Annotated in this window: 22 protein-coding genes, 1 tRNA gene and 1 pseudogene; 8 read left to right on the top strand and 16 right to left on the bottom strand. The window is 60.1% G+C overall.

Translation table 11 applies throughout. From position 1 onward, the window contains the following. Positions 1-9: 9 nt before the first annotated feature. The 8 genes from ychF to PSJE_RS12925 all read right to left on the bottom strand — a co-directional run bounded on the left by ychF (position 10) and on the right by PSJE_RS12925 (position 6,927). Positions 10-1,110 (bottom strand): redox-regulated ATPase YchF, encoded by a 1,101-nt coding sequence (gene ychF, locus PSJE_RS12960; RefSeq protein WP_057713313.1) that lies wholly within the window; start codon positions 1,108-1,110, stop codon positions 10-12. A gap of 22 nt (positions 1,111-1,132) precedes the next feature. After that, positions 1,133-1,717, bottom strand: a complete 585-nt coding sequence (gene pth, locus PSJE_RS12955) for an aminoacyl-tRNA hydrolase (protein WP_007973893.1) — start codon at positions 1,715-1,717, stop codon at positions 1,133-1,135. Positions 1,718-1,886: 169 nt separating this feature from the next. Further along, a complete protein-coding gene (locus tag PSJE_RS12950) occupies positions 1,887-2,486 on the bottom strand; it encodes a 50S ribosomal protein L25/general stress protein Ctc (protein WP_007973891.1) in 600 nt (199 codons plus the stop codon). A gap of 142 nt (positions 2,487-2,628) precedes the next feature. Beyond that, positions 2,629-3,570: a ribose-phosphate pyrophosphokinase gene (locus PSJE_RS12945; protein WP_003171603.1), complete on the bottom strand. Its 942-nt coding sequence runs from the start codon at positions 3,568-3,570 to the stop codon at positions 2,629-2,631. Positions 3,571-3,616: 46 nt separating this feature from the next. After that, a tRNA-Gln gene (locus PSJE_RS12940) sits at positions 3,617-3,691 on the bottom strand. 36 nt (positions 3,692-3,727) lie between these two features. Then, entirely contained in the window at positions 3,728-4,579 is an 852-nt protein-coding gene (ispE, locus tag PSJE_RS12935; RefSeq protein ID WP_057713314.1) for a 4-(cytidine 5'-diphospho)-2-C-methyl-D-erythritol kinase, read from the bottom strand. A 1-nt stretch (position 4,580) separates the two neighbouring features. Further along, positions 4,581-5,198: a lipoprotein insertase outer membrane protein LolB gene (gene lolB, locus PSJE_RS12930; RefSeq protein WP_090457662.1), complete on the bottom strand. Its 618-nt coding sequence runs from the start codon at positions 5,196-5,198 to the stop codon at positions 4,581-4,583. Positions 5,199-5,202: 4 nt separating this feature from the next. Next, positions 5,203-6,927, bottom strand: coding sequence for a tetratricopeptide repeat protein (locus PSJE_RS12925; protein WP_090457660.1), 1,725 nt, complete (start codon positions 6,925-6,927; stop codon positions 5,203-5,205). A 235-nt stretch (positions 6,928-7,162) separates the two neighbouring features. On the opposite strand from PSJE_RS12925, the gene hemA reads away from it, so the two are divergent. From hemA to PSJE_RS12895, 6 genes are all read left to right on the top strand, one after another. Continuing rightward, on the top strand, positions 7,163-8,452 hold the full coding sequence (gene hemA / locus PSJE_RS12920; protein WP_057713317.1) for a glutamyl-tRNA reductase: 1,290 nt from the start codon (positions 7,163-7,165) through the stop codon (positions 8,450-8,452). Next, a complete protein-coding gene (gene prfA / locus PSJE_RS12915; protein ID WP_090457658.1) occupies positions 8,449-9,531 on the top strand; it encodes a peptide chain release factor 1 in 1,083 nt (360 codons plus the stop codon). The genes hemA and prfA overlap by 4 nt, the downstream gene beginning before the upstream one ends. Beyond that, positions 9,532-10,362, top strand: coding sequence for a peptide chain release factor N(5)-glutamine methyltransferase (gene prmC, locus PSJE_RS12910; protein WP_090457656.1), 831 nt, complete (start codon positions 9,532-9,534; stop codon positions 10,360-10,362). It abuts the gene before it with no gap. After that, positions 10,356-11,111, top strand: a complete 756-nt coding sequence (locus PSJE_RS12905) for a molybdopterin-synthase adenylyltransferase MoeB (RefSeq protein WP_090457654.1) — start codon at positions 10,356-10,358, stop codon at positions 11,109-11,111. The genes prmC and PSJE_RS12905 overlap by 7 nt, the downstream gene beginning before the upstream one ends. Then, positions 11,104-11,895, top strand: coding sequence for a glutamate racemase (gene murI, locus PSJE_RS12900; RefSeq protein WP_090457652.1), 792 nt, complete (start codon positions 11,104-11,106; stop codon positions 11,893-11,895). Before PSJE_RS12905 ends, murI begins: the two co-directional genes overlap by 8 nt. Before the next feature lie 122 nt (positions 11,896-12,017). After that, entirely contained in the window at positions 12,018-12,536 is a 519-nt protein-coding gene (locus tag PSJE_RS12895) for an acyloxyacyl hydrolase (protein WP_090457650.1), read from the top strand. A 144-nt stretch (positions 12,537-12,680) separates the two neighbouring features. Here PSJE_RS12895 and PSJE_RS12890 read toward each other — a convergent pair whose 3' ends face one another. The 7 genes and pseudogenes from PSJE_RS12890 to PSJE_RS12860 form a co-directional block, all read right to left on the bottom strand. Then, positions 12,681-12,986 (bottom strand): YkgJ family cysteine cluster protein, encoded by a 306-nt coding sequence (locus PSJE_RS12890; protein WP_056726267.1) that lies wholly within the window; start codon positions 12,984-12,986, stop codon positions 12,681-12,683. Positions 12,987-13,085: 99 nt separating this feature from the next. Then, positions 13,086-13,868: an SDR family NAD(P)-dependent oxidoreductase gene (locus PSJE_RS12885; protein WP_090457648.1), complete on the bottom strand. Its 783-nt coding sequence runs from the start codon at positions 13,866-13,868 to the stop codon at positions 13,086-13,088. Then, positions 13,865-13,964 (bottom strand): annotated as a pseudogene (locus PSJE_RS12880) (nuclear transport factor 2 family protein); the annotation flags it as partial. The pseudogene PSJE_RS12880 and the gene PSJE_RS12885, both read right to left, overlap by 4 nt. Before the next feature lie 2 nt (positions 13,965-13,966). After that, the gene (phrB, locus tag PSJE_RS12875) at positions 13,967-15,409 is read right to left on the bottom strand and encodes a deoxyribodipyrimidine photo-lyase (protein ID WP_090457992.1); all 1,443 of its coding nucleotides are present in this window, start codon (positions 15,407-15,409) and stop codon (positions 13,967-13,969) included. Positions 15,410-15,430: 21 nt separating this feature from the next. Beyond that, a complete protein-coding gene (locus tag PSJE_RS12870) occupies positions 15,431-16,372 on the bottom strand; it encodes a MerR family transcriptional regulator (protein WP_057713323.1) in 942 nt (313 codons plus the stop codon). Further along, complete coding sequence (locus tag PSJE_RS12865; RefSeq protein ID WP_090457646.1) at positions 16,372-17,331, bottom strand: YbgA family protein; 960 nt, start codon at positions 17,329-17,331, stop codon at positions 16,372-16,374. The genes PSJE_RS12870 and PSJE_RS12865 overlap by 1 nt, the downstream gene beginning before the upstream one ends. Positions 17,332-17,484: 153 nt before the next feature. Next, a complete protein-coding gene (locus PSJE_RS12860; protein WP_057713325.1) occupies positions 17,485-18,471 on the bottom strand; it encodes an NAD(P)/FAD-dependent oxidoreductase in 987 nt (328 codons plus the stop codon). 196 nt (positions 18,472-18,667) lie between these two features. Here PSJE_RS12860 and PSJE_RS12855 point away from each other — a divergent pair, with 196 nt between their 5' ends. Both PSJE_RS12855 and hemH read left to right on the top strand, forming a co-directional pair. Next, complete coding sequence (locus PSJE_RS12855) at positions 18,668-19,570, top strand: TIGR01777 family oxidoreductase (RefSeq protein ID WP_090457644.1); 903 nt, start codon at positions 18,668-18,670, stop codon at positions 19,568-19,570. Positions 19,571-19,583: 13 nt separating this feature from the next. Further along, positions 19,584-20,606, top strand: coding sequence for a ferrochelatase (hemH, locus tag PSJE_RS12850; protein ID WP_090457642.1), 1,023 nt, complete (start codon positions 19,584-19,586; stop codon positions 20,604-20,606). A 103-nt stretch (positions 20,607-20,709) separates the two neighbouring features. Here hemH and PSJE_RS12845 read toward each other — a convergent pair whose 3' ends face one another. Continuing rightward, complete coding sequence (locus PSJE_RS12845) at positions 20,710-21,984, bottom strand: uracil-xanthine permease family protein (RefSeq protein ID WP_057713328.1); 1,275 nt, start codon at positions 21,982-21,984, stop codon at positions 20,710-20,712. Positions 21,985-21,986: the final 2 nt, after the last annotated feature.

Here is a 21,986-nt window from a genome sequence, read left to right as displayed (position 1 = left end):
GCGTATGGCTTACACGTTGAAGCGGAAGTGCATCACGTCGCCGTCTTTAACGATGTAATCCTTGCCTTCCAGGCGCCATTTACCGGCTTCCTTGGTACCGGCTTCGCCCTTGTACTGGATGAAGTCGTTGTAGGCGATCACTTCGGCGCGGATGAAGCCTTTTTCGAAGTCGGTGTGGATCACGCCAGCGGCTTGTGGTGCGGTGGCACCGACGCGGACGGTCCAGGCACGGACTTCTTCGACACCGGCGGTGAAGTAGGTCTGCAGGTGCAGCATTTCGTAGCCGGCGCGGATCACGCGGTTCAGGCCAGGCTCTTCGAGGCCCAGGGCTTCGAGGAACATGTCTTTTTCTTCGCCGTCATCGAGCTCGGCGATTTCCGCTTCGATCTTGTTGCACACCGGAACAACCACGGCGCCTTCTTCTTCGGCGATGGCACGTACAACGTCCAGGTGCGGGTTGTTCTCGAAACCGTCTTCAGCGACGTTGGCGATGTACATGACCGGTTTGGTGGTCAGCAGGTGGAAGCCCTTGATCACTGCTTTCTCGTCGGTGCCCATGTTCTTCATCAGGCTGCGCGCCGGCTTGCCTTCGGTGAAGTGAGCGATCAGTTGCTCCAGCAGGCCTTTCTGGACCACTGCGTCCTTGTCACCGCCCTTGGCGTTGCGCGCGACTTTCTGCAGTTGCTTCTCGCAGCTGTCGAGGTCGGCGAAGATCAGTTCCAGGTCGATGATTTCGATGTCGCGTTTCGGGTCGACGCTGTTGGAAACGTGAATCACGTTCTCGTCTTCGAAGCAGCGGACCACGTGGGCGATGGCATCGGTTTCACGGATGTTGGCCAGGAACTTGTTGCCCAGGCCTTCACCTTTCGACGCGCCGGCAACCAGGCCCGCGATGTCGACGAATTCCATGGTGGTCGGCAGGATGCGCTTTGGATTGACGATGGCTGCCAGGGCATCCAGACGCGGATCCGGCATCGGCACGATACCGCTGTTAGGCTCGATGGTGCAGAAGGGGAAGTTCTCGGCCGCGATCCCGGATTTGGTCAGGGCGTTGAACAGGGTGGACTTGCCGACGTTAGGCAGGCCGACGATGCCGCAATTGAATCCCATGGTGTTTCCCCTCGGATAAGAGTCAGGCCTTCTGGCTGTGCAGGTTTTTCATCGCGCGGTTCCATTCCCCGGCGAGGATATCCGGCAGCACGCCGAGGGCAAAGTCGATGCTGGCATCGAGTTTTTCCTGTTCGGCGCGTGGCGCACGACCCAGGACGAAATTTGAAACCATACTGGCGACGCCCGGATGACCGATGCCAAGCCGCAGGCGGTGGAAAGTGTTCTGATTGCCCAGTTGCGCAATGATGTCGCGCAGCCCGTTGTGACCGCCATGGCCACCGCCCACTTTGAGTTTGGCGACGCCTGGAGGCAGGTCGAGTTCGTCGTGTGCCACGAGGATTTCTTCAGGCTTGATGCGGAAGAAACCTGCAAGGGCCGCCACGGCCTGGCCGCTGCGGTTCATGTACGTGGTGGGAATCAGCAGACGAACATCCTGACCCTGATGCGAATAGCGCCCGGTCAGGCCGAAATATTTGCGGTCCGCCACAAGGTTTACGCCTTGTGCGTTCGCGATGCGCTCAACAAAAAGGGCCCCTGCGTTATGCCGGGTCTGTTCGTATTCAGCGCCTGGATTTCCCAGGCCAACGATCAGTTTGATGGCAGTCACGATAGGGGCCCTTCCTTGGAGTGGTGGATAACATCGCCGCAATCAGGGATAGCGGCGAAAGTGGACGAAAATTGCTCATTTACCATGATGTAAACTCCGCGTTCTCGCCCGCTTTCTCGCTATGCTCTAGTCCGCGATGTTTCCGGTCACTCCGGCGTACAGAGTAAAATTACTCTGCAGCGCCTTCTGCAGCTTCTGGAGCAACACGTGGAGCGTGGACGTTGGCAACAGCCTTGTCATCACCGTGTGCCAGGGCCACGAACTCAACGCCTTTAGGAGCCTTGAGGTCCGACAGGTGAATGATCGAACCGATTTCAGCGTTAGCCAGGTCGACTTCGATGAACTCAGGCAGATCTTTCGGCAGGCAGGAAACTTCGATCTCGGCAACAACGTGCGAGATTTCGCCGCCTTTCTTGGTCGGTGCTTCTTCGTTGATGAAGTGCACTGGAACGATAGCGGTCAGTTTCTGGCCGGCTACTACGCGTACGAAGTCAGCGTGCATCACGTGGCCTTTGGCCGGGTGACGCTGCAGGGCTTTGATCACGACGTTCTGCTTGGTGCCACCAACGTTCAGCTCGATGATGTGGCTGTAAGCCGCTTCGTTTTCGAGCAGTTTGGCAACTTCTTTGGCCAGCATGCTGATGGATTCAGGGGCTTTGTCGCCACCGTAAACTACAGCTGGAACCAGGCTTGCGAGACGACGCAGGCGGCGGCTCGCACCTTTCCCCAGGTCGGAACGCACTTCAGCATTCAGAGTAAAATCGTTCATGTTGTATCTCCAAAATAACCACACTCGCCCCAGCGTTTGCGACCAGCGCTAAAGGCGATATGGGCAAAAAAGCCCCGCCCCGACAGGAATGCCGGGGCGGGGCGCTTTTCGTCAACGAGACATTTCGAGAAGGGCTGGGCCCTTAGCGGAACATCGCGCTGATCGATTCTTCATTGCTGATGCGGCGGACCGCCTCGGCAACTACCGGTGCGATATCCAGTTGGCGGATACGCGCACAGGCTTGTGCTGCAGCGGACAGAGGAATGGTGTTAGTCACCACCAACTCGTCCAGCACGGAATTTTCGATGTTTTCGATCGCCCGACCCGACAGCACAGGGTGCGTGCAGTAGGCGAAAACCTTGGCAGCGCCATGCTCTTTCAAGGCCTTGGCCGCGTGGCACAGGGTGCCGGCGGTATCGACCATGTCATCGACCAGAATACAGGTACGCCCTTCGACATCACCGATGATATGCATCACTTCAGAGTGATTGGCTTTCTCACGGCGTTTGTCGATGATCCCGAGATCCACGCCCAGGGATTTGGCAACGGCACGTGCACGCACGACGCCACCAATGTCCGGGGACACGATCATCAGGTTTTCGAAGCGCTGATCTTCGATGTCATCCACCAGAACCGGGGAGCCGTAGATGTTATCTACCGGAATATCGAAGAAACCCTGGATTTGGTCAGCATGCAGATCAACCGTGAGAACACGGTCGATGCCGACTACGGTAAGCATGTCAGCCACGACTTTCGCGCTGATAGCCACACGTGCGGAACGCGGACGGCGATCCTGACGGGCATAACCAAAGTAAGGAATAACAGCAGTGATACGAGTAGCCGAGGAGCGGCGGAAGGCATCAGCCATCACTACCAGTTCCATCAGGTTATCGTTGGTCGGAGCGCAAGTCGGCTGAATAATGAAGACGTCTTTACCGCGAACGTTTTCATTGATCTCGGCTGTAATTTCGCCGTCGGAGAATTTACCGACAGAGATGTCACCGAGAGGGATATGCAGCTGACGTACGACACGCCGAGCCAGATCGGGGTTAGCGTTCCCCGTAAAGACCATCATCTTGGACACGCGCAGTACCTGAAGGCTGAGGGTAACCTGGATGAGTATAGGAAAATGGCAGGGGCGGCTGGATTCGAACCAACGCATGGCAGGATCAAAACCTGCTGCCTTACCGCTTGGCGACGCCCCTGTATCTGTTGCAACGATTACCCAGTAATCGGTTCCTTTAGAGCAGACTTTGCAGCTTGCGATGCAACATCGAAACGTTGCTTCCTTTTGCTACAAATCCTGTAAGGGTCTCTGTCAGAAGGGCCGAGACTTTATCAGCTTCAGCTTTGCTTGGGAAGCCCCCAAACACACAACTTCCAGTTCCGGTGAGTTTTGCTTCGGTAAATTTACCTAACAAATTCAAAGCGTTACGTACCTCTGGATAACGCCTTGTTACCACCGGCAAGCAGTCATTTCGACTGTTTCCCTTGGGAACGGGGCGCACTTTAATGGGAGGAGTGTTACGTGTCAACAACGGATCTGAAAAAATTTCTGCCGTACTAACAGAGACTTGCGGCACCAGCACCAGATACCACGGTTCTTCCGGGTCCACAGGGGTCAGTTTCTCCCCCACGCCCTCGGCGAAAGCCGCGTGGCCACGTACGAAAACCGGGACGTCGGCGCCCAGCGTCAACCCCAGCCCGGCCAGGCGATCTTCATCCCAGCCCAATTGCCACAGATGATTCAAGCCCAGCAATGTTGTTGCGGCATTCGAGCTGCCGCCACCGATGCCGCCACCCATGGGCAGGATCTTGTCGATCCAGATATCGACGCCCAGCGAGCAAGCGGATTGTTCCTGCAGTTTTCTGGCGGCCTTGACGATCAGATTGCTGTCGTGGGGAACGCCTTCGAACTCAGTGTGCAGATGAATGACACCGTCATCGCGCAGGGCGTAGGTGATTTCGTCGCCGTAATCGAGAAACTGAAACATCGTCTGCAGTTCGTGGTAGCCGTCTTCGCGACGACCCAGGATGTGCAGCATCAAATTGAGTTTGGCTGGCGAGGGCAGCGTCAGGCGATTGGCCGGCATGTCATGACCCCAGTTTGCGCGGTTGCCAGATCTTGATCACCAGCGTGACATCAAGGTCGGTGCCGCTGAGCTTGATGCGCTCGGGTAGCCAGAAACCGTTTTGCTGGGTGTAGGCGGTGTAGTCGATCTTCCAGCCATCCTGTTCAAGGCTCGCCAGGCGGCTGTCGCCGTCCAGGGTCAGGCGACTTTTGCTGTCGGGAGCCGGGAGCCCGCGCACCCACCAGGCCAGGTTGGACACCGGCAGCTTCCAGCCAAGCTGTTCTTCGAGCAGCACTTCCGGATTCGGCGCGTCGTAACGTCCCTGGTTGGCGACTTCCAGCGACACCTTGCCCGGGCGTCCGGTCAGGCGAGCCGCGCCGCGGCCCAGTGGTCCCGACAGGCGAATGTCGTAGTAATCCTGGCGCTGCAACCAGAACAGCGTGCCGCTGCCCGAGTCTTTCGGGGCACGGATGCCGATCTTGCCGTCGATCTGCCAGCCATCGAGGCCGGTCAGTTGCTGTTTGTGCTCGCGCCATTGGGCGGCGTTGCCATGGCCCTCGACCGACTCACGGGGACCCAGGCCGGCACAACCGGCGAGCAGGGCGATAAAGCTGAAAACGATGAAATGGCGCAAAAACATAATTTTAAAGAGTCTCTGATCCGGTCAGGCGTTTGATGGTGCCGCGCAGGGTCGGGCTGTCAGGCTGTTCCTTGAGGAACTTGCCCCAGACTTGTTTCGCTTCACGCTGTTTGCCGTTGGCCCACAGGACTTCACCCAGGTGAGCGGCGACTTCCTGATCGGGGAAGCGATCCAGGGCCTGGCGCAGCAGGCGCTCGGCTTCGTCGAGATTGCCCAAGCGGTAATTCACCCAGCCAAGGCTGTCGAGTACCGCCGGGTCTTCCGGACTGATCTGGTGTGCCTGTTCGATCAGGGCCTTGGCTTCGGCGTAGCGCGTGGTGCGGTCGGACAGGGTGTAGCCCAGGGCATTCAACGCCATGGCATTGTCCGGGTCGCGCTTGATGATCGTACGCAGGTCTTTTTCCATCTGCGCCAGGTCATTGCGTTTTTCCGCCTGCATGGCGCGGGTGTAGAGCAGGTTCAGGTCGTCCGGGTATTTCTGCAAGGCCTGTTGCAGAGCATTCCAGGCCTTGTCGCCCTGATTGTTGGCGGACAGGGTTTCGACTTCGATCAGGTACAACTGGATGGCGTAATCCGGCTGCTCATCGCGTTCTGCCGCCAGCTTGCGTTGCGCTTCGGCGGTCTTGCCGTTGTTGATCAGGATGTCGGCCTGACGCAATTGCGCCGGCAGGAAGTCGTTGCCCGGGCCAACCTTGGCGTATTCGATCAGCGCGCCTTGCGGGTCGTTTTGTTCTTCGGCGATGCGGCCGAGGTTCAGGTGCGCCGAGTCGACATGGCTTTCCCGGGCGATCAGGTCTTCAAGATGACCCTTGGCCTCATTCCAGTCCTTGGCTTCCAGGCACACCAGCGCCAGGGAGTAACGCAGTTCGTCGTCTTCCGGGTATTGCTGGACCAGGCTCGAGAACTCGGCCTTGGCGTCGTCCATGCGGTCCTGTTCAACCAGCATCCTCGCGTAAGTCAGGCGCAGGCGCTTGTCGTCCGGGTATTTCTTGATGCTTTTCTGCAGCAGCGGCAGGGCTTCGTCACCGCGATTCAAGGTTTGCAGCAGGCGTGCGCGCAGCAGGATCGGCGCAATTTCGCCGTCCTCCGGCGGATTGTCTTCCAGCAGCTTCAGCGCGCCCTTGGCGTCGCCATCCTGTTGCATCAGCAAGGCCTTGCCGAAAATCAGCTGGCCGTTGTCCGGATGACGCTGCAACAAACGGTCGAAGCTTTTCATCAAGCCGTTGCGGGTGTCCTGGTCGGTGTCGGCCGCGGATAGCGCAAGGAAGTCGAAATGGGTGTCGCCTTTGCCTTGCAGGACTTTCTCCATATAGACCATGGAGTCGTCATAACGCCCGGCGCGCGCCAGTTGCACGGCGGCGGCGCGTTGCGCTTCGAGGTCGTCGGGGGCGTTCCTGGCCCAGATCAGCGCAGTATCCAGGGCTGCCTGGTCGGCGCCCAGATATTCGGCGATACGAAATGCCCGCTCGGAGATGCCCGGATCCTGGGTGTTGATGGCCTGGGTCACATAGTTGTCCAGGGCAATGTCAAAACGATTGCGCTGGCCAGCCAGTTCGGCGCTCAACAGGCTGAAGATGGTTTCCTCGCTGAATGGGCTGTAGACCTTGAGCTTTTCAGGGGCCGGGGTGCTGTCTTCAACCGGCGGCGCACCGTCCGACGAAACGGGTGCCAAGGCCTGGCAGCCGCTGAGGAAGACAAGAGCGAGGAGCAACGCGGAGGATCTATTCATATAGGAAGAGGACGACTAACCTGCGGTCGGATCATCATGACACAAGCTTTCGAGCAAACATAACCGGCCCGGCAATTTACCTGCCAGCCCGATCCGCGTCGCCCTGATGCTTGTGTAAACGAGAACCGCTCGCAACCCGCGGCGGCGCCTGATGGGGCGATAGATATCGAGTAGTTGTTCTGATTCCGTCGAAGTAGGACAATTGCCGGCTTCACGTCACCATCAGCGACTTTGAATGGCCTTCCTTGCACTCGGTATTAACCACAAGACTGCTTCAGTAGACGTCCGCGAGCGCGTGGCTTTTACCCCTGAGCAGCTGGTTGAGGCCTTGCAGCAGCTCTGCCGACTCACCGACAGCCGCGAAGCTGCGATCCTCTCCACCTGCAATCGCAGTGAACTCTATATAGAACAGGATCACCTGTCGGCGGACGTCGTGCTGCGCTGGCTGGCCGAATATCATCATTTGAGCTACGACGAGCTGCGCGAAAGCGCCTATGTGCATGAAGATGATGCGGCAGTTCGTCACATGATGCGGGTGGCTTCCGGGCTCGACTCGCTGGTGTTGGGCGAACCGCAGATTCTTGGCCAGATGAAATCGGCCTATGCCGTGGCCCGCGAGGCCGGCACCATCGGGCCGTTGCTCGGTAGGCTGTTCCAGGCCACGTTCAATGCGGCCAAGCAGGTGCGCACCGACACGGCCATCGGCGAGAACCCGGTGTCGGTAGCGTTTGCCGCAGTGAGCCTGGCCAAGCAGATTTTCAGCGACCTGCAACGCAGCCAGGCCTTGTTGATCGGCGCCGGCGAGACCATCACCCTGGTCGCCCGCCATCTGCATGACCTGGGTGTAAAGCGCATCGTGGTCGCCAACCGCACCCTGGAGCGCGCGAGCATCCTGGCCGAACAGTTCGGTGCCCATGCGGTGCTGCTGTCGGATATTCCGGCAGAGCTGGTGCGCAGCGATATCGTCATCAGTTCCACCGCCAGCCAGTTGCCGATTCTGGGCAAGGGTGCGGTGGAAAGCGCCTTGAAACTGCGCAAGCACAAACCGATCTTCATGGTGGATATCGCTGTTCCCCGCGACATCGAGCCAGAAGTCGGCGAACTGGACGACGTTTACCTCTATAGCGTCGACGACCTCCACGAAGTGGTTGCCGAGAACCTCAAGAGCCGCCAGGGCGCAGCCCAGGCCGCCGAAGAGATGGTCTCGATCGGTGCCGAAGATTTCATGATCCGCCTGCGCGAATTGGCGGCGGTGGACGTGCTCAAGGCCTATCGTCAACAGAGCGAACGCCTGCGCGATGAAGAATTGCAAAAGGCCCAGCGCATGCTGGCCAACGGCACCAGTGCCGAAGAGGTGCTGGTGCAACTGGCCCGCGGGCTGACCAACAAACTGTTGCACGCACCGAGCGTGCAGTTGAAAAAGCTCTCTGCCGAAGGTCGCCTGGATGCGCTGGCGATGGCCCAGGAACTCTTTGCCCTCGGTGAGGGCTCATCGGATAGCTTTTCGGATAAAAAACCGCAATGAAAGCGTCACTGCTCAATAAGCTGGATATCCTCCAGGACCGTTTCGAGGAATTGACCGCCCTGTTGGGCGATGGCGAGGTCATTTCCGATCAGAACAAGTTCCGCACCTATTCCAAGGAGTACGCGGAAGTTGAACCGATCGTGGGCGTCTATAAAGAACTGCTGAAAGTGCAGGACGACCTCGAAGGCGCCCAGGCACTGCTCAAGGACAGCGACCCGGACATGCGGGAAATGGCCGTGGAAGAAGTCCGCGAGGCCAAGGAACGCCTGGTCACGCTCGAAGCCGACCTGCAGCGCATGCTGCTGCCCAAGGACCCGAACGACGGCCGCAACGTGTTCCTCGAGATCCGTGCCGGTACCGGTGGTGACGAAGCGGCGATTTTCTCCGGCGACCTGTTCCGCATGTATTCGCGTTACGCCGAGCGTCGTGGCTGGCGGGTGGAGATCCTTTCGGAGAACGAGGGTGAACACGGCGGCTATAAAGAGGTGATTGCCCGGGTCGAGGGCGACAACGTCTACGGCAAGCTGAAGTTCGAATCCGGCGCGCACCGCGTGCAGCGGGTTCCGGCGACCGAATCCCAAGGCCGCATTCACACGTCGGCCTGCACCGTGGCGGTATTGCCCGAACCGGACGAACAGGAAGCCATCGAGATCAACCCGGCCGATCTGCGCATCGATACCTATCGCTCCTCCGGTGCCGGTGGCCAGCACGTCAACAAGACCGACTCGGCGATCCGTATCACGCACTTGCCGTCCGGTATTGTGGTCGAGTGCCAGGAAGAACGTTCACAGCACAAGAACCGCGCCCGGGCGATGTCCTGGTTGTCGGCCAAGCTGAACGATCAGCAGACCTCCGCCGCGGCCAACGCCATCGCCAGCGAGCGCAAGTTGCTGGTCGGTTCCGGCGACCGCTCAGAGCGTATCCGCACCTATAATTTTGCCCAGGGCCGGGTCACCGATCATCGAGTCAACCTGACCTTGTATTCCCTCGACGAGATCCTCGCCGGCGGTGTCGAGGCGGTGATCGAGCCGTTGCTGGCCGAGTACCAGGCCGATCAACTGGCAGCGATAGGTGAGTAAATGACGATCATTGCCAGTTTGTTGCGCGCCGCCGATTTACCCGACTCGCCGACGGCGCGTCTGGATGCCGAACTGCTGCTGGCGGCGGCCTTGGGCAAGTCCCGCAGTTTCCTGCATACCTGGCCGGAGCGCATCGTACCGAGCGAAGCGGCGCTGACGTTCGCCGAGTATTTGCAGCGCCGCCGCAGCGGCGAGCCGGTGGCCTATATCCTCGGCCAGCAGGGTTTCTGGAAGCTGGACCTGGAAGTGGCACCGCACACGCTGATCCCGCGCCCCGACACCGAACTGCTGGTGGAAGCCGCGCTGGAACTGTTGCCGGCCACACCGGCCAAGGTACTCGACCTTGGCACGGGCAGCGGCGCGATTGCCCTGGCCCTGGCCAGCGAGCGTCCGGCCTGGAGCGTCACTGCCGTGGATCGTGTGCTGGAAGCTGTGGCCCTGGCCGAACGCAATCGCCAGCGCCTGCACCTGGACAACGCCACCGTGCTGAGCAGCCATTGGTTCAGCGCTCTGGAAGGTCAGCGTTTTCAACTGATCATCAGCAATCCGCCCTACATCGCAGCGGCCGATCCGCATCTGGTCGAGGGCGACGTGCGCTTTGAACCGGCCAGCGCCCTGGTGGCGGGTGTCGACGGGCTCGACGATCTGCGCTTGATCGTTGCCCAGGCACCGGACCATCTGGACGCCGGCGGTTGGCTGATGCTCGAACACGGCTATGATCAGGCCGAGGCGGTTCGCGATTTGCTGCTGACCCGGGGATTCGAAGAAGTCCACAGCCGCACCGATCTGGGCGGTCATCAACGCATCAGTCTGGGGCGCCTGCCGTGCTGAATGATCAGGAATTGCTGCGCTACAGCCGGCAGATTCTGCTGCAACACATCGATATCGACGGCCAGTTGCGGCTCAAGGAAAGCCGCGTATTGATCGTCGGTCTTGGCGGCCTTGGCGCGCCAGTGGCGCTGTATCTGGCGGCCGCCGGCGTTGGTGAGTTGCACCTGGCGGACTTCGATACGGTCGACCTGACCAACCTGCAACGCCAGATCATTCACGACACCGACAGCGTCGGCATGACCAAGGTCGATTCGGCAATCAAGCGCCTGACGGCGATCAACCCCGAGATTCAACTGATCGCCCATCGTGCGGCGCTGGACGAAGACTCCCTGGCCGCCGCAGTGGCCAGAGTGGATCTGGTCCTCGATTGTTCTGACAATTTTTCCACCCGTGAAGCGGTCAACGCCGCTTGCGTGGCGGCCGGCAAACCGCTGGTCAGCGGCGCGGCGATTCGCCTCGAAGGGCAGCTGTCGGTGTTCGATCCGCGTCGACCGGAGAGTCCGTGTTACCACTGTTTATACGGGCACGGCAGCGAAGCCGAATTGACCTGTAGCGAGGCCGGCGTGGTCGGTCCGCTGGTGGGGCTGGTCGGCAGTCTGCAAGCGCTTGAAGCGTTGAAGTTGCTGGCCGGATTCGGCGAGCCGCTGGTGGGGCGCCTGTTGTTGATCGATGCCTTGGGCACGCGCTTCCGTGAACTGCGGGTCAAGCGCGATCCGGGCTGCAGCGTCTGTGGGCCGAAACATGCGTGAAGCGCCGATTGGCGTGTTCGACTCCGGTGTCGGTGGGCTCTCGGTACTGGCCGAGATCCAGCGTTTGCTGCCCAATGAGTCGCTGTTGTACGTCGCCGACTGCGGGAATGTTCCCTACGGCGAAAAATCCCCGGAATTTATCCAGCAACGTTGCAGCGTGATGGCCGACTTCTTTCGGCAACAGGGCGCCAAGGCTTTGGTGCTGGCGTGCAACACGGCGACGGTTGCCGGGGTCGCCGACCTGCGTCGCGACTATCCGGAATGGCCCATCGTTGGCATGGAGCCGGCAGTCAAGCCGGCCGCCGCCGCAACCCGCTCCGGCGTGGTGGGGGTGCTGGCCACCACAGGCACTTTGCAGAGCGCCAAGTTCGCCGCGTTGCTCGACCGCTTCGCCACGGACGTGAAAGTGATCACCCAGCCCTGTCCAGGGCTTGTGGAGCTGATTGAAAACGGCGACCTGCGCAGCCCCGAGTTGCGCCAGCTGTTGGCCGGGTATGTCGAGCCACTGCTGGCTGCCGGCGCGGACACTCTGATTCTCGGCTGCACCCATTACCCCTTTCTCAAGCCGATGCTGCGGCAGATGATCCCCGAGGACATCAGCCTGATCGACACCGGCGCTGCCGTCGCGCGACAACTTCAGCGTCTGCTGGCCGAAGGCGAGCTGCTCGCCCAGGGACCTGCCCGTGAGGCACAGTTCTGGACCAGCGCCGATCCGCTTCATTTCAGAAATATCTTGCCGATACTGTGGAATACCTCTGGTGTTGTGCGAAGCTTCAACAGGTAGATGGCTGTCCGGGGGGATACGAAGAGTCGGGGTAAACTTCTGATAAATCGCTGACTTCTATAGTTTTGCAGGGCTTGGTAACAAAAAAACCATACGAAATCGTTCGGAAAAGGAAGTTTCAAGTGAAGCGACTATTCTGCTTGGCCGCGATTGCGGCCGCACTTTTGGGGCACACTTTTACCGCGCAGGCGGCAGGTGTGGAATTTGCCGTGGGGCAAACCGGCGAGTCGACCATGACCTATCGATTGGGGATGCAATTCGATTGGGACCAGAGCTGGTGGCAGAGCGACGTTGGTCGTCTGACCGGTTACTGGGACGGCGCCTATACCTATTGGGAAGGTGACGAGAAATCCAGTAACCACAGCCTGTCGTTCTCACCCGTGCTTGTTTATGAGTTTGCCGGCCAGAACGTCAAACCCTACATCGAGTTTGGGATTGGCGTGGCGGCGTTTGCCAGCACCGAAGTCGAAAGCAACGATCTGGGCAGCGCCTTTCAGTTCGAAGACCGCTTTGGTTTCGGTTTGCGCTTTACCGGCGGACATGAAGTCGGGGTTCGTGCGACGCACTATTCCAACGCCGGGATCACCACTCCGAACGATGGTGTAGAAAGTTACGCATTGCATTACACGATGCCGTTGTAAGCACCACGGTTTCAGCGGGTTGTAAATCCCTCTGTGGGAGCGAGCTTGCTCGCGATGACGATGTTTCATTCAACATCAATGTTGAGTCTGAAATCGCTATCGCGAGCAAGCTCGCTCCCACAGGGGGACACGTGGTTTTCCAGTTCAGCGATACGCCGTCGAAATCCCCTGGCGTTCTTCGATGCACTCCGGAGCGCCCATCTCGAACTCCCGGCAGATCAGCGGGCGTTTTTCGTAGATCGTGCACATCATCGTGTTGCGATCCAGCGCGGCACACCAACCGTCATCCAGGCGCAACATCACTTCCCCGCCCCAGTCATCGGTATCGATGAACCGTTCAGGCACGCCCGTATCTGTGATCAGCATGACTTCGAGCTGGCAGCAGCAGGCTGCGCAGGTCGAGCAGGTGACCGCGGGTTCCGCGATTTGCGTATGGGGGATGGTTTTCATGGCGCGCAGTGTAAGGCAGTCACCGGGTACTGTGTGAAAGGTCTGACGGACGCTCAAATATCTGAGCGTCCGAGACACCGCCGCCATTGATGACGACTTTCAGGGTTGATCCTTGATCGGCGGCTGGCTGCGCACCATGCGTTTGCCGATCTCCAGTTTTATTTGGTCCGGCCGTTTGGAGAGTGGCCAGAGGGCGGTCATGAACGCTGCGGGGAAAGCGATTTCCAACGGGCGGTCCTTGAGTTTTTCGAAGATGTGCCGCGCGGCTTTCTCCACCGGCCAGCTCAAGGCCATGGGCGAGTCGTTTTTTGCCGTCAGCGGCGTCTCGACAAACCCGGGGCTGATTACCGTGAGTTCTATGCCTTCCGGGGCCAGGTCGATGCGCAGGGATTCGAACAGATAACGTAGCCCGGCCTTCGAAGTGCCGTAGGCTTCTGCCTTGGGCAGCGGCAGGTAGGTCACCGTACTGGCCATGGCCACCATATGCGGTGCGGTGCCGGCACGCAGCAATGGCAGGGCGGCGTCGATGCAATAGCTGCTGGCCAACAGGTTAGTGCGCACCACATGCTCGACAATCGACGCATCGAACTGCTTGGCATCCACGTACTCGCAGGTGCCGGCGTTCAGTATCACGGTGTCCAGCGAGCCCCAGTCCTCGGCAATCTGCTCGCCGATCTCGCGTACGGTCTGGCTGTTGGTCAGGTCTCCGGGGACCACCAGCACTTGCCCCGGATAACGTAGCGACAAGTCTTTCAGGGGGGGCACGGTGCGCGAACTGACGGCCAGGTGCGCACCGGTTTTCAGGATTTCTTCGGCCAGGGCGGCACCGATGCCGCTGCTTGCACCGGTCAGCCAGTATCGTCGTGCGAGTGTCCGACTCATCCCAATCTCCTTTTCAGCCAGGCGATTGCCCGGCCCAATACGGGTAAATGTTCATAAAGCAAAGCCCCCGGCATCGAAGTAATCCCGGTGGCGGTAATTCATGACCCAACGGCGGCGTATTGCCGTGAGGGCAGGTTTTTGAATGCCGTCAACGCACGTGTACGGGAAGTACCCAGGTCGACGATCGGTGAGGGGTAATCCACAACACCGAAAAGGCCGCCGAGATTGGCGGGGTTGTGCACGTCTTTTTTATTCAACCCGGCCAGTTCTGGCAACCACTGCTTGATGAATACGCCTTCGGGGTCGAATTTTTCCGACTGGCTCAGCGGGTTGAAAATCCGGAAGTAAGGCGCCGAGTCGGTGCCGGTGGAAGAACTCCACTGCCAGCCACCATTGTTCGCCGCCAGGTCGCCATCAATCAGGTGACGCATGAAAAAGCGTTCGCCTTCGCGCCAGTCGATCAGCAGGTTTTTGGTCAGGAACATCGCCACCACCATGCGCAGGCGGTTGTGCATCCAGCCGGTTGCCAGCAGTTGGCGCATGGCGGCGTCGATGATCGGCAAGCCGGTACGCGCCTGTTGCCAGGCGGCCAGCTCTTCTGGGGCGTTGCGCCAGGCCAGCGCTTCGGTTTCCGGACGAAACGCGCGGTGCCGGGAAACCCGTGGGTAGCCTACCAGGATGTGTTTGTAGAACTCGCGCCACAGCAGTTCGTTGATCCAGGTGACGGCGCCGGTCTTGCCGCTTTCGAATTCACCTTGATTGCTGTTCAAGGCGGCGTGCAGGCATTGGCGCGCAGAAATCACCCCGGCGGCGAGATAGGCCGAGAGCTGACTGGTGCCGGGCTTCGCCGGGAAATCCCGTTCGCTTTGATAGTGCTCGATCTGCACATCGCTAAAGCTGTCGAGGCGACGCCGGGCTTCGGCTTCGCCCGCCGGCCACAGGTTGCGCAGGTTATCAGCGGGTGTTGCGAAGCCGTCGACACTCAAGGGGATCGCATCGCTGGCAATGTTCAGCGGCGCTTGTTTGTGCGGCGCGCGGACCAGGCTGGGCAGCGAGTGGTGCAGTCGTTCGTAGCAGACTTTGCGGAACTGGCTGAAGACCTGAAAGTAAGTGCCGGTGCGGGTCAGCACGCTCCCGGGCTTGAACAGCAATTGATCGAGGTAGCGGCGAACTTCGATCCCTTCAGCCTGTAGCGTCCGGGCGACCGCTGCATCGCGACGGGACTCGTGGATGCCGTATTCCTCGTTGAGGTGCAACGCATCGACCTGCCACTGTCGGCACAGGTTCAGCAATACGCTGGGTGCGTCATCCCAGCGAGGGGCCTGGCGGATCAGCAGGGGAATGTTCAGTTGACCCAGTTCGCGGCTCAACTCGCGCAGGTTACGCAGCCAGAAGTCCACTTTGCAGGGCGCATCGTCGTGTTCCAGCCATTGCTCCGGACTCAGCAGGTACACCGCCACGCACGGGCCGCGAGCCGCGGCGGCCGAGAGGGCGGTGTTGTCATGTAGGCGCAAGTCGCTGCGCAGCCAGATCAATTGCATTTTGGTATCCACGGGATCCATTTAAATCAGCCCGCGCTGAACGAGTGCCTGATGTGCCGACAACGGATCTTCGGCCAGGTACAGATCAGCGATCACGGCAGTACTTGCGGACAACTCGGTGTGGTGGATGCATACCGTTGGTCCGGCAATCATTTTTGGGCAACTAACGCCTTTGAAAAGTTTCGGCAGCTGCGCCGGATTCAGGGCTTTGCTTGAGTACAGCAGAACTCCTCGGGGTTGCAGAAGTTCGACCGCCAATGCCAATTCTCCGACAGGCAGCGGCCAGTCGAAGACCTCCACCGGGCAATCCGCGCTGCTGATCAGCCAGGCCGTGAGCCACAGGTGCGGTTCCACAGGCAGGTCCGAGTGGTTGACCAGCAGCAGCGGCGCGGTGCGCAACTGACGATTGTTATGGTAGATGCGCGCACCGAACTTGCTGCGCAACCAGGCACAAAAAAAGCCCCGCTCCATCTGCGCCCCGAACTGGCCTTGCCAGCGTTGCTCCAGAGCGGCCAGCAAGGGCATCAGCAATTGCTCGCACAGGGTTCGCGGCGGATACAGCGCCATCGCCTGATTGACGCTGTCATCCAGGGCGCGCTCCTGCAATCGGCTGACTGCCTGCAGCAACGTTTGCAGCAAGGCGTGCCAATCGTTGTCGACGGACTCGCTGAAGGCTTGCGGCGTGTCGAGCAATGGTTTGACCTGGCTGACGGCAACGCCACGGTTGAGCCAGGTGAGGATGGTCTGGATGCGTTGTACGTGGTCGGCCGAGAACAACCGATGGCCCTTGGGCGTGCGTAGCGGCACGATCAGCCCGTAGCGCCGCTCCCAGGCACGCAAGGTCACGGCATTGACTCCGGTCTGCCGCGCCACTTCACGGATCGGCAGCCAGCCTTCGTCCAGCGCCTTTTTAAAGTCATCGCCGAGGTCTTCGCGGGCGCTGGTGTCGAGTGCTTTTTTCATCAAATGGCGTTTCGCAGGCTGAGGTTTTCCGGGTGCGGTTGCAGGTAAACCTGCTGTGCGATGTACGGATCGGGGTGTTGGCGAAAGTGATGTTTGAGCAGTGTCAGCGGCACCACCAGTGGCACGATGCCCAGACGGTACTGGCTGATCACATGCTGCACTTCCCGCTTGTCTTCGCCGCTGATGGCCTGTTTCAGGTAGCCACTGAGGTGTTGCAGGACGTTGGTGTGAGTGCGACGTGTGGCGCATTTTTTCAGCGCAGCCATCAGTTCGCTGAAATATCGGGGGCCCAGTTCCTGTGGATCGGTTTTGCCCATGTTGCCCAGCAGGTTGCCCAGGGTTTTGTATTGCACCGGGTTGTGGGCCATCAGCAGGTATTTGTAGCGCGAATGAAAGTCCGTGAGACCGCGCCGGCTCATGCCCTCTTGGCGTAGTTGCTGCCAGGCGCTGTAGGCGAACACCCGGGTGAGGAAGTTTTCCCGCAGCACCGGATCGTTGAGCCGGCCGTCTTCCTCCACCGGCAAGTCCGGGTGCCGCAGGCAGAAGGCCCGGGCGTAGATCCCGCGCCCGCCACTGTCCGCCCGTGCGCCGTTGGCGTGGTAGACCTTGACCCGCTCCAGGCCGCAGGACGGAGAATTTTGCATGAAGATGTAGCCGCAAATATCCCCCAGCTGCGCTGCCATGTCCCGGCCGTAGGTGACCAGCGGTTGTGTCACGTTAAGGTTGTGATCGAGGGTGCCCACGGCTTCGGGTTGATCTGCACTGCCCACCAGCCGAATCGGTTGGCGGGGTACGCCCAGGCCGATGGCCACTTCCGGGCAGACCGGGATGAAATCGAAGTAGTCAGTGAGGGTGCGGCTGCACAACCGCGATTCCTTGTGTCCGCCGTTGTAGCGTACGTCGAGCCCCATCAGGCAGGCGCTGATGGCGATTTTCGGTTTGGCGGGGGAGTGGAGCATCGGAGCACCTCGAATCTAAACCTGTACAAACGTTCGGGTCTGTACAAGATAACTTCATCATAGATTCGAAGTTGTACAAGTCAAATTATTTGTATAGGTTTTTGACGGGCTGCTGTCAGGGCGACAGCAGCGATTTGCTCGGATTGATGCTCTTTACTGCAGGTGCTCATGCAAGCGGCGGGCGGCCTCCTGACCGCTGAGCCAGGCCCCTTCGACGCGTCCGGACAGGCACCAGTCGCCACAGGCGTACAGCCCCAGGTCGGCATCGGCCAGGGTGCCCCATTCGTGACTGCTGGCGGGGCGGGCGTAGAGCCAGCGGTGGGCGAGGCTGAAGCTCGGCGCGGGCATTGAATCGTGCAGCAGTTCGGCAAATGCGCCGTGCAACTGTTCGATCACCGCTTCCTTGGACAGGTCGATGTGCTGGCGACTCCAGGCGCTGGTGGCATGCAAGACCCATGTGTCGAGGGTGTTGTCGCGTCCGGGTTTACTGCGGTTTCGGGCCAGCCAGTCGAGGGGGCTGTCCTGTACGAAGCAGCCTTCCATGGGCGTTTCCAGCGGCGTTTCGAAGGCCAGGGCGATGGCCCAGGTCGGGTCCATTTTCACCCCGGCGGCGGCCCCGGCGAGTTTCGGCGCCGATGCCAGCAGAGCCGTGGCCTGTGGGGCCGGCGTGGCGATGACCACATGGCTGAACGGTCCGTGGGTGAAGCCTTCGGCGTCCTGCAGGTGCCAGTGTTCTTCACCGCGATAGACCTCGGTGATCCGACAGGCGAAATGCACTTCGAGGTCACCGAGCAGGGCGCGGGTGATGGCGCTCATGCGAGGCGTGCCGACCCAGCGGGTCTGCTCGTCCGGCGACAGGTTGAGTTGGCCGCCATGGTAGGTGTACAGCTGCGGCGTCCATTCGGCGACCCAGCCCTTGGCTTGCCAGCGCTGGACTTCGTTGACAAAACGCCGGTCGCGGGCAGTGAAATACTGCGCGCCCATGTCCAGAGCACCCGCATCGCTGCGCTTGCTCGACATGCGCCCGCCGCTGCCGCGACTTTTATCGAACAGTTGGACCACGTGCCCGAGGTCCGTCAGGGCCTGGGCGGCGGAGAGTCCGGCAATGCCGGTGCCGATGATTGCGATAGGTACAGTCATAGGGGCCTCGTTTACCTTTCTGTACAGACTACGCCGGGGTTCAAACCTGTACAATATTGTTTTTTGGTATAACTTTTAGCGTTCTCGATCTGACAGCTTGGCCTATTGTTAAACATAGAGCCTGCTCGATACCAAAGATCCCTGCTTATAAAAATAGACTAATGGACAAGGTAAAACGCCACGCGAGGAAGAAGTCATGCACATATTGCTGACCGGCGGTACTGGTTTGATAGGACGTCAGCTTTGCCGGCACTGGTCGGGTCAGGGATATCGCCTGACGGTCTGGAGTCGCCAACCTGAAAATGTCGCGAAAATATGTGGTGCCCAAGTGCGTGGAGTTGCACGGCTGGAGGATCTGGGGCAAGAACCTGTCGATGCGATTATCAATCTTGCCGGGGCACCGATTGCCGACCGACTCTGGACGCACAAACGCAAAGCCCTGTTGTGGAGTAGCCGCATCACGCTGACCGAAACCCTTCTGGCCTGGCTTGAAAGCCGCGCACAGAAACCGCAGGTGCTGATCTCCGGTTCTGCAATCGGCTGGTATGGCGATGGTGGCGAACGTGAGTTGACCGAAGAGTCGCCACCGGTCATCGATGATTTTGCCAGTCAGTTATGCATCGCCTGGGAAGAGACCGCACAGCGAGCTGAGGTGCTGGGCATTCGCGTCATCCTTATTCGAACCGGGTTGGTGCTGTCGGCAGAGGGCGGCTTTTTGTCGCGGCTGTTACTGCCGTTCAAACTGGGCCTGGGAGGGCCGATCGGCAACGGCCGGCAGTGGATGCCGTGGATTCATATCGACGATCAAATCGCCCTGATTGATTTTCTTCTGCATCGCAACGAGGCCAGCGGTCCCTATAATGCGTGCGCGCCCGAACCCGTGCGTAATCGCGAGTTTGCCAAAACACTGGGTAGCGTGCTGCATCGCCCGGCGTTCATGCCGATGCCGACCCTTGCCTTGAAAGTAGGCCTGGGCGAATTGTCTTCGTTGTTGCTGGGTGGACAGCGCGCCACTCCAGTGCGTTTGTTACAGGCAGGTTTCACTTTTAAGTTCACGGATTTGCGCGCGGCTTTGGACGATCTGTCCAGTCGCCTTTGAAATAGGACGTTGCATGACCGATCACGCTTTGCTTCTGGTCAACCTGGGTTCACCTGCCTCCACCTCGGTGGCGGATGTGCGCAGCTACCTCAATCAATTTCTGATGGACCCGTACGTGATCGACCTGCCATGGCCGGTTCGACGGCTGCTGGTGTCGCTGATCCTGATCAAGCGTCCCGAGCAGTCGGCCCATGCTTATGCCTCGATCTGGTGGGACGAGGGCTCGCCGCTGGTGGTGCTCAGCCGTCGCCTGCAACAAGCGATGACCAGTCAGTGGCAACACGGCCCGGTCGAGCTGGCAATGCGTTACGGCGAGCCGTCGATCGAATCGGCGCTGGTGCGCCTGGTCGCGGCGGGGCACAAGCGAATCACCCTGGCGCCGCTTTATCCACAGTTCGCCGACAGCACCACGACTACGGTCATAGAAGAGGCCAGGCGCGTGGTACGCGAGAAAAACCTCGACGTGCAGTTGTCGGTGCTCCAGCCGTTCTACGACCAACCGGAATACCTCGATGCGCTGGTGGCCACGACCCGGCCGCATTTGCAGCAGGATTTCGATCACTTGCTGATGAGCTTTCATGGCTTGCCGGAACGGCATCTGAAGAAGCTCAACCCCGGTCACAGCTTTGAGGGTGGCGGTGATTGCTGCGCCGGTGCGCCGCCGGAGGTGGTCGCCACCTGTTATCGCGGCCAGTGCCTGCGTACGGCGGCAGAGTTCGCCAAGCGCATGGGATTGCCGGAGGGCAAGTGGTCGGTGTCGTTTCAGTCGCGGCTGGGGCGCGCCAAATGGATCGAACCCTACACCGAAGCGCGCCTCGATGAGTTGGCCAAAAGCGGCGTGAAAAAGATTCTGGTGATGTGCCCGGCGTTCGTAGCCGATTGCATCGAGACCCTTGAAGAGATCGGTGATCGCGGCAAGGAGCAATTCCGCGCAGCGGGGGGGGAGGACCTGGTGCTGGTGCCGTGCCTCAACGATGACCCGCATTGGGCGAAGGCGTTGAGTGCGTTGTGCGAAAGGGCGCCGTTGGCGCTTTAAAAGCTTCGCGAGCAAGCCCGCTCCCACAGGGAAATGCATTCCAAATTGTGGGAGCGAGCTTGCTCGCGATAGCTGTCTGGCAGACTACAAATATCTCAAGCTGTCAGATCAGCGGCTCATTCGCCTTCTTGTGCTTCCAGCTGTCATTGCCCGGCAGGATCAGGTTCAAGCCGATCGCCACCACCGCGCACAGCGCGATACCCTTGAGGCCGAAATCGTCCGGCCCGGTGCCGGTGCCGATCAGCACGCCGCCGATCCCGAACACCAGGGTCACCGAAACAATCACCAGATTGCGCGCCTCGCCCAGATCGATCTTGTGGCGGATCAGCGTATTCATCCCCACCGCCGCAATCGAACCGAACAACAGGCACAGAATCCCGCCCATCACCGGCACCGGAATGCTTTGCAGCAGTGCGCCGAATTTACCGATGAACGCCAGGCTGATGGCGAAGATCGCCGCCCAGGTCATGATTTTCGGGTTGTAGTTCTTGGTCAGCATGACTGCGCCGGTCACTTCGGCGTAGGTGGTGTTGGGCGGGCCGCCGAACAGACCGGCCGCCGTGGTGGCGATGCCATCGCCGAGCAGCGTGCGGTGCAGGCCGGGCTTCTTCAGGTAATCGCGACCGGTCACGCTACCCACGGCAATCACGCCGCCGATGTGTTCGATGGCCGGGGCCAAGGCCACCGGAACGATGAACAGAATCGCCTGCCAGTTGAATTCCGGTGCGGTGAAGTGCGGGATGGCGAACCACGGTGCCGCCGCAATCTTCGCGGTGTCGACCACACCGAAGTAGAACGCCATGCCAAAACCCACCAGCACGCCGGAGATGATCGGCACCAGGCGAAAGATGCCCTTGCCGAAAACCGCGACGATCAGTGTGGTCAGCAGAGCGGGCATCGAAATCATCATTGCCGTCTGGTAATGAATCAACTCACTGCCGTCGCCGGCCTTGCCCATGGCCATGTTGGCGGCAATCGGCGCCATGGCCAGGCCGATCGAAATGATCACCGGCCCGATCACCACTGGCGGCAACAAGCGGTCGATGAAGCCGGTGCCTTTGATCTTCACCGCGAGGCCGAGGAAGGTGTAGACGAAACCTGCCGCCATCACGCCGCCCATGGTCGCGGCCAGGCCGAACTGGCCCTTGGCGAGAATGATCGGGGTGATGAAGGCAAAGCTCGATGCCAGGAACACCGGCACCTGACGCCCGGTGACGATCTGGAACAGGATCGTCCCCAGGCCGGCCGTGAACAGCGCCACGTTCGGGTCGAGACCGGTAATCAGCGGCATCAACACCAGGGCGCCAAAGGCCACGAACAGCATCTGTGCACCCGACAGCACCGTGCGCCAGAGCGGATCGTTGAACTCTTGCTGCATGG

The sequence above is a fragment of the Pseudomonas jessenii genome (genome assembly GCF_002236115.1).
GTDB lineage: Bacteria > Pseudomonadota > Gammaproteobacteria > Pseudomonadales > Pseudomonadaceae > Aquipseudomonas > Aquipseudomonas jessenii.
The sequence above is the reverse complement of the archived record's forward strand: the minus strand, read 5'-3'. Positions and strand labels throughout refer to the sequence as shown.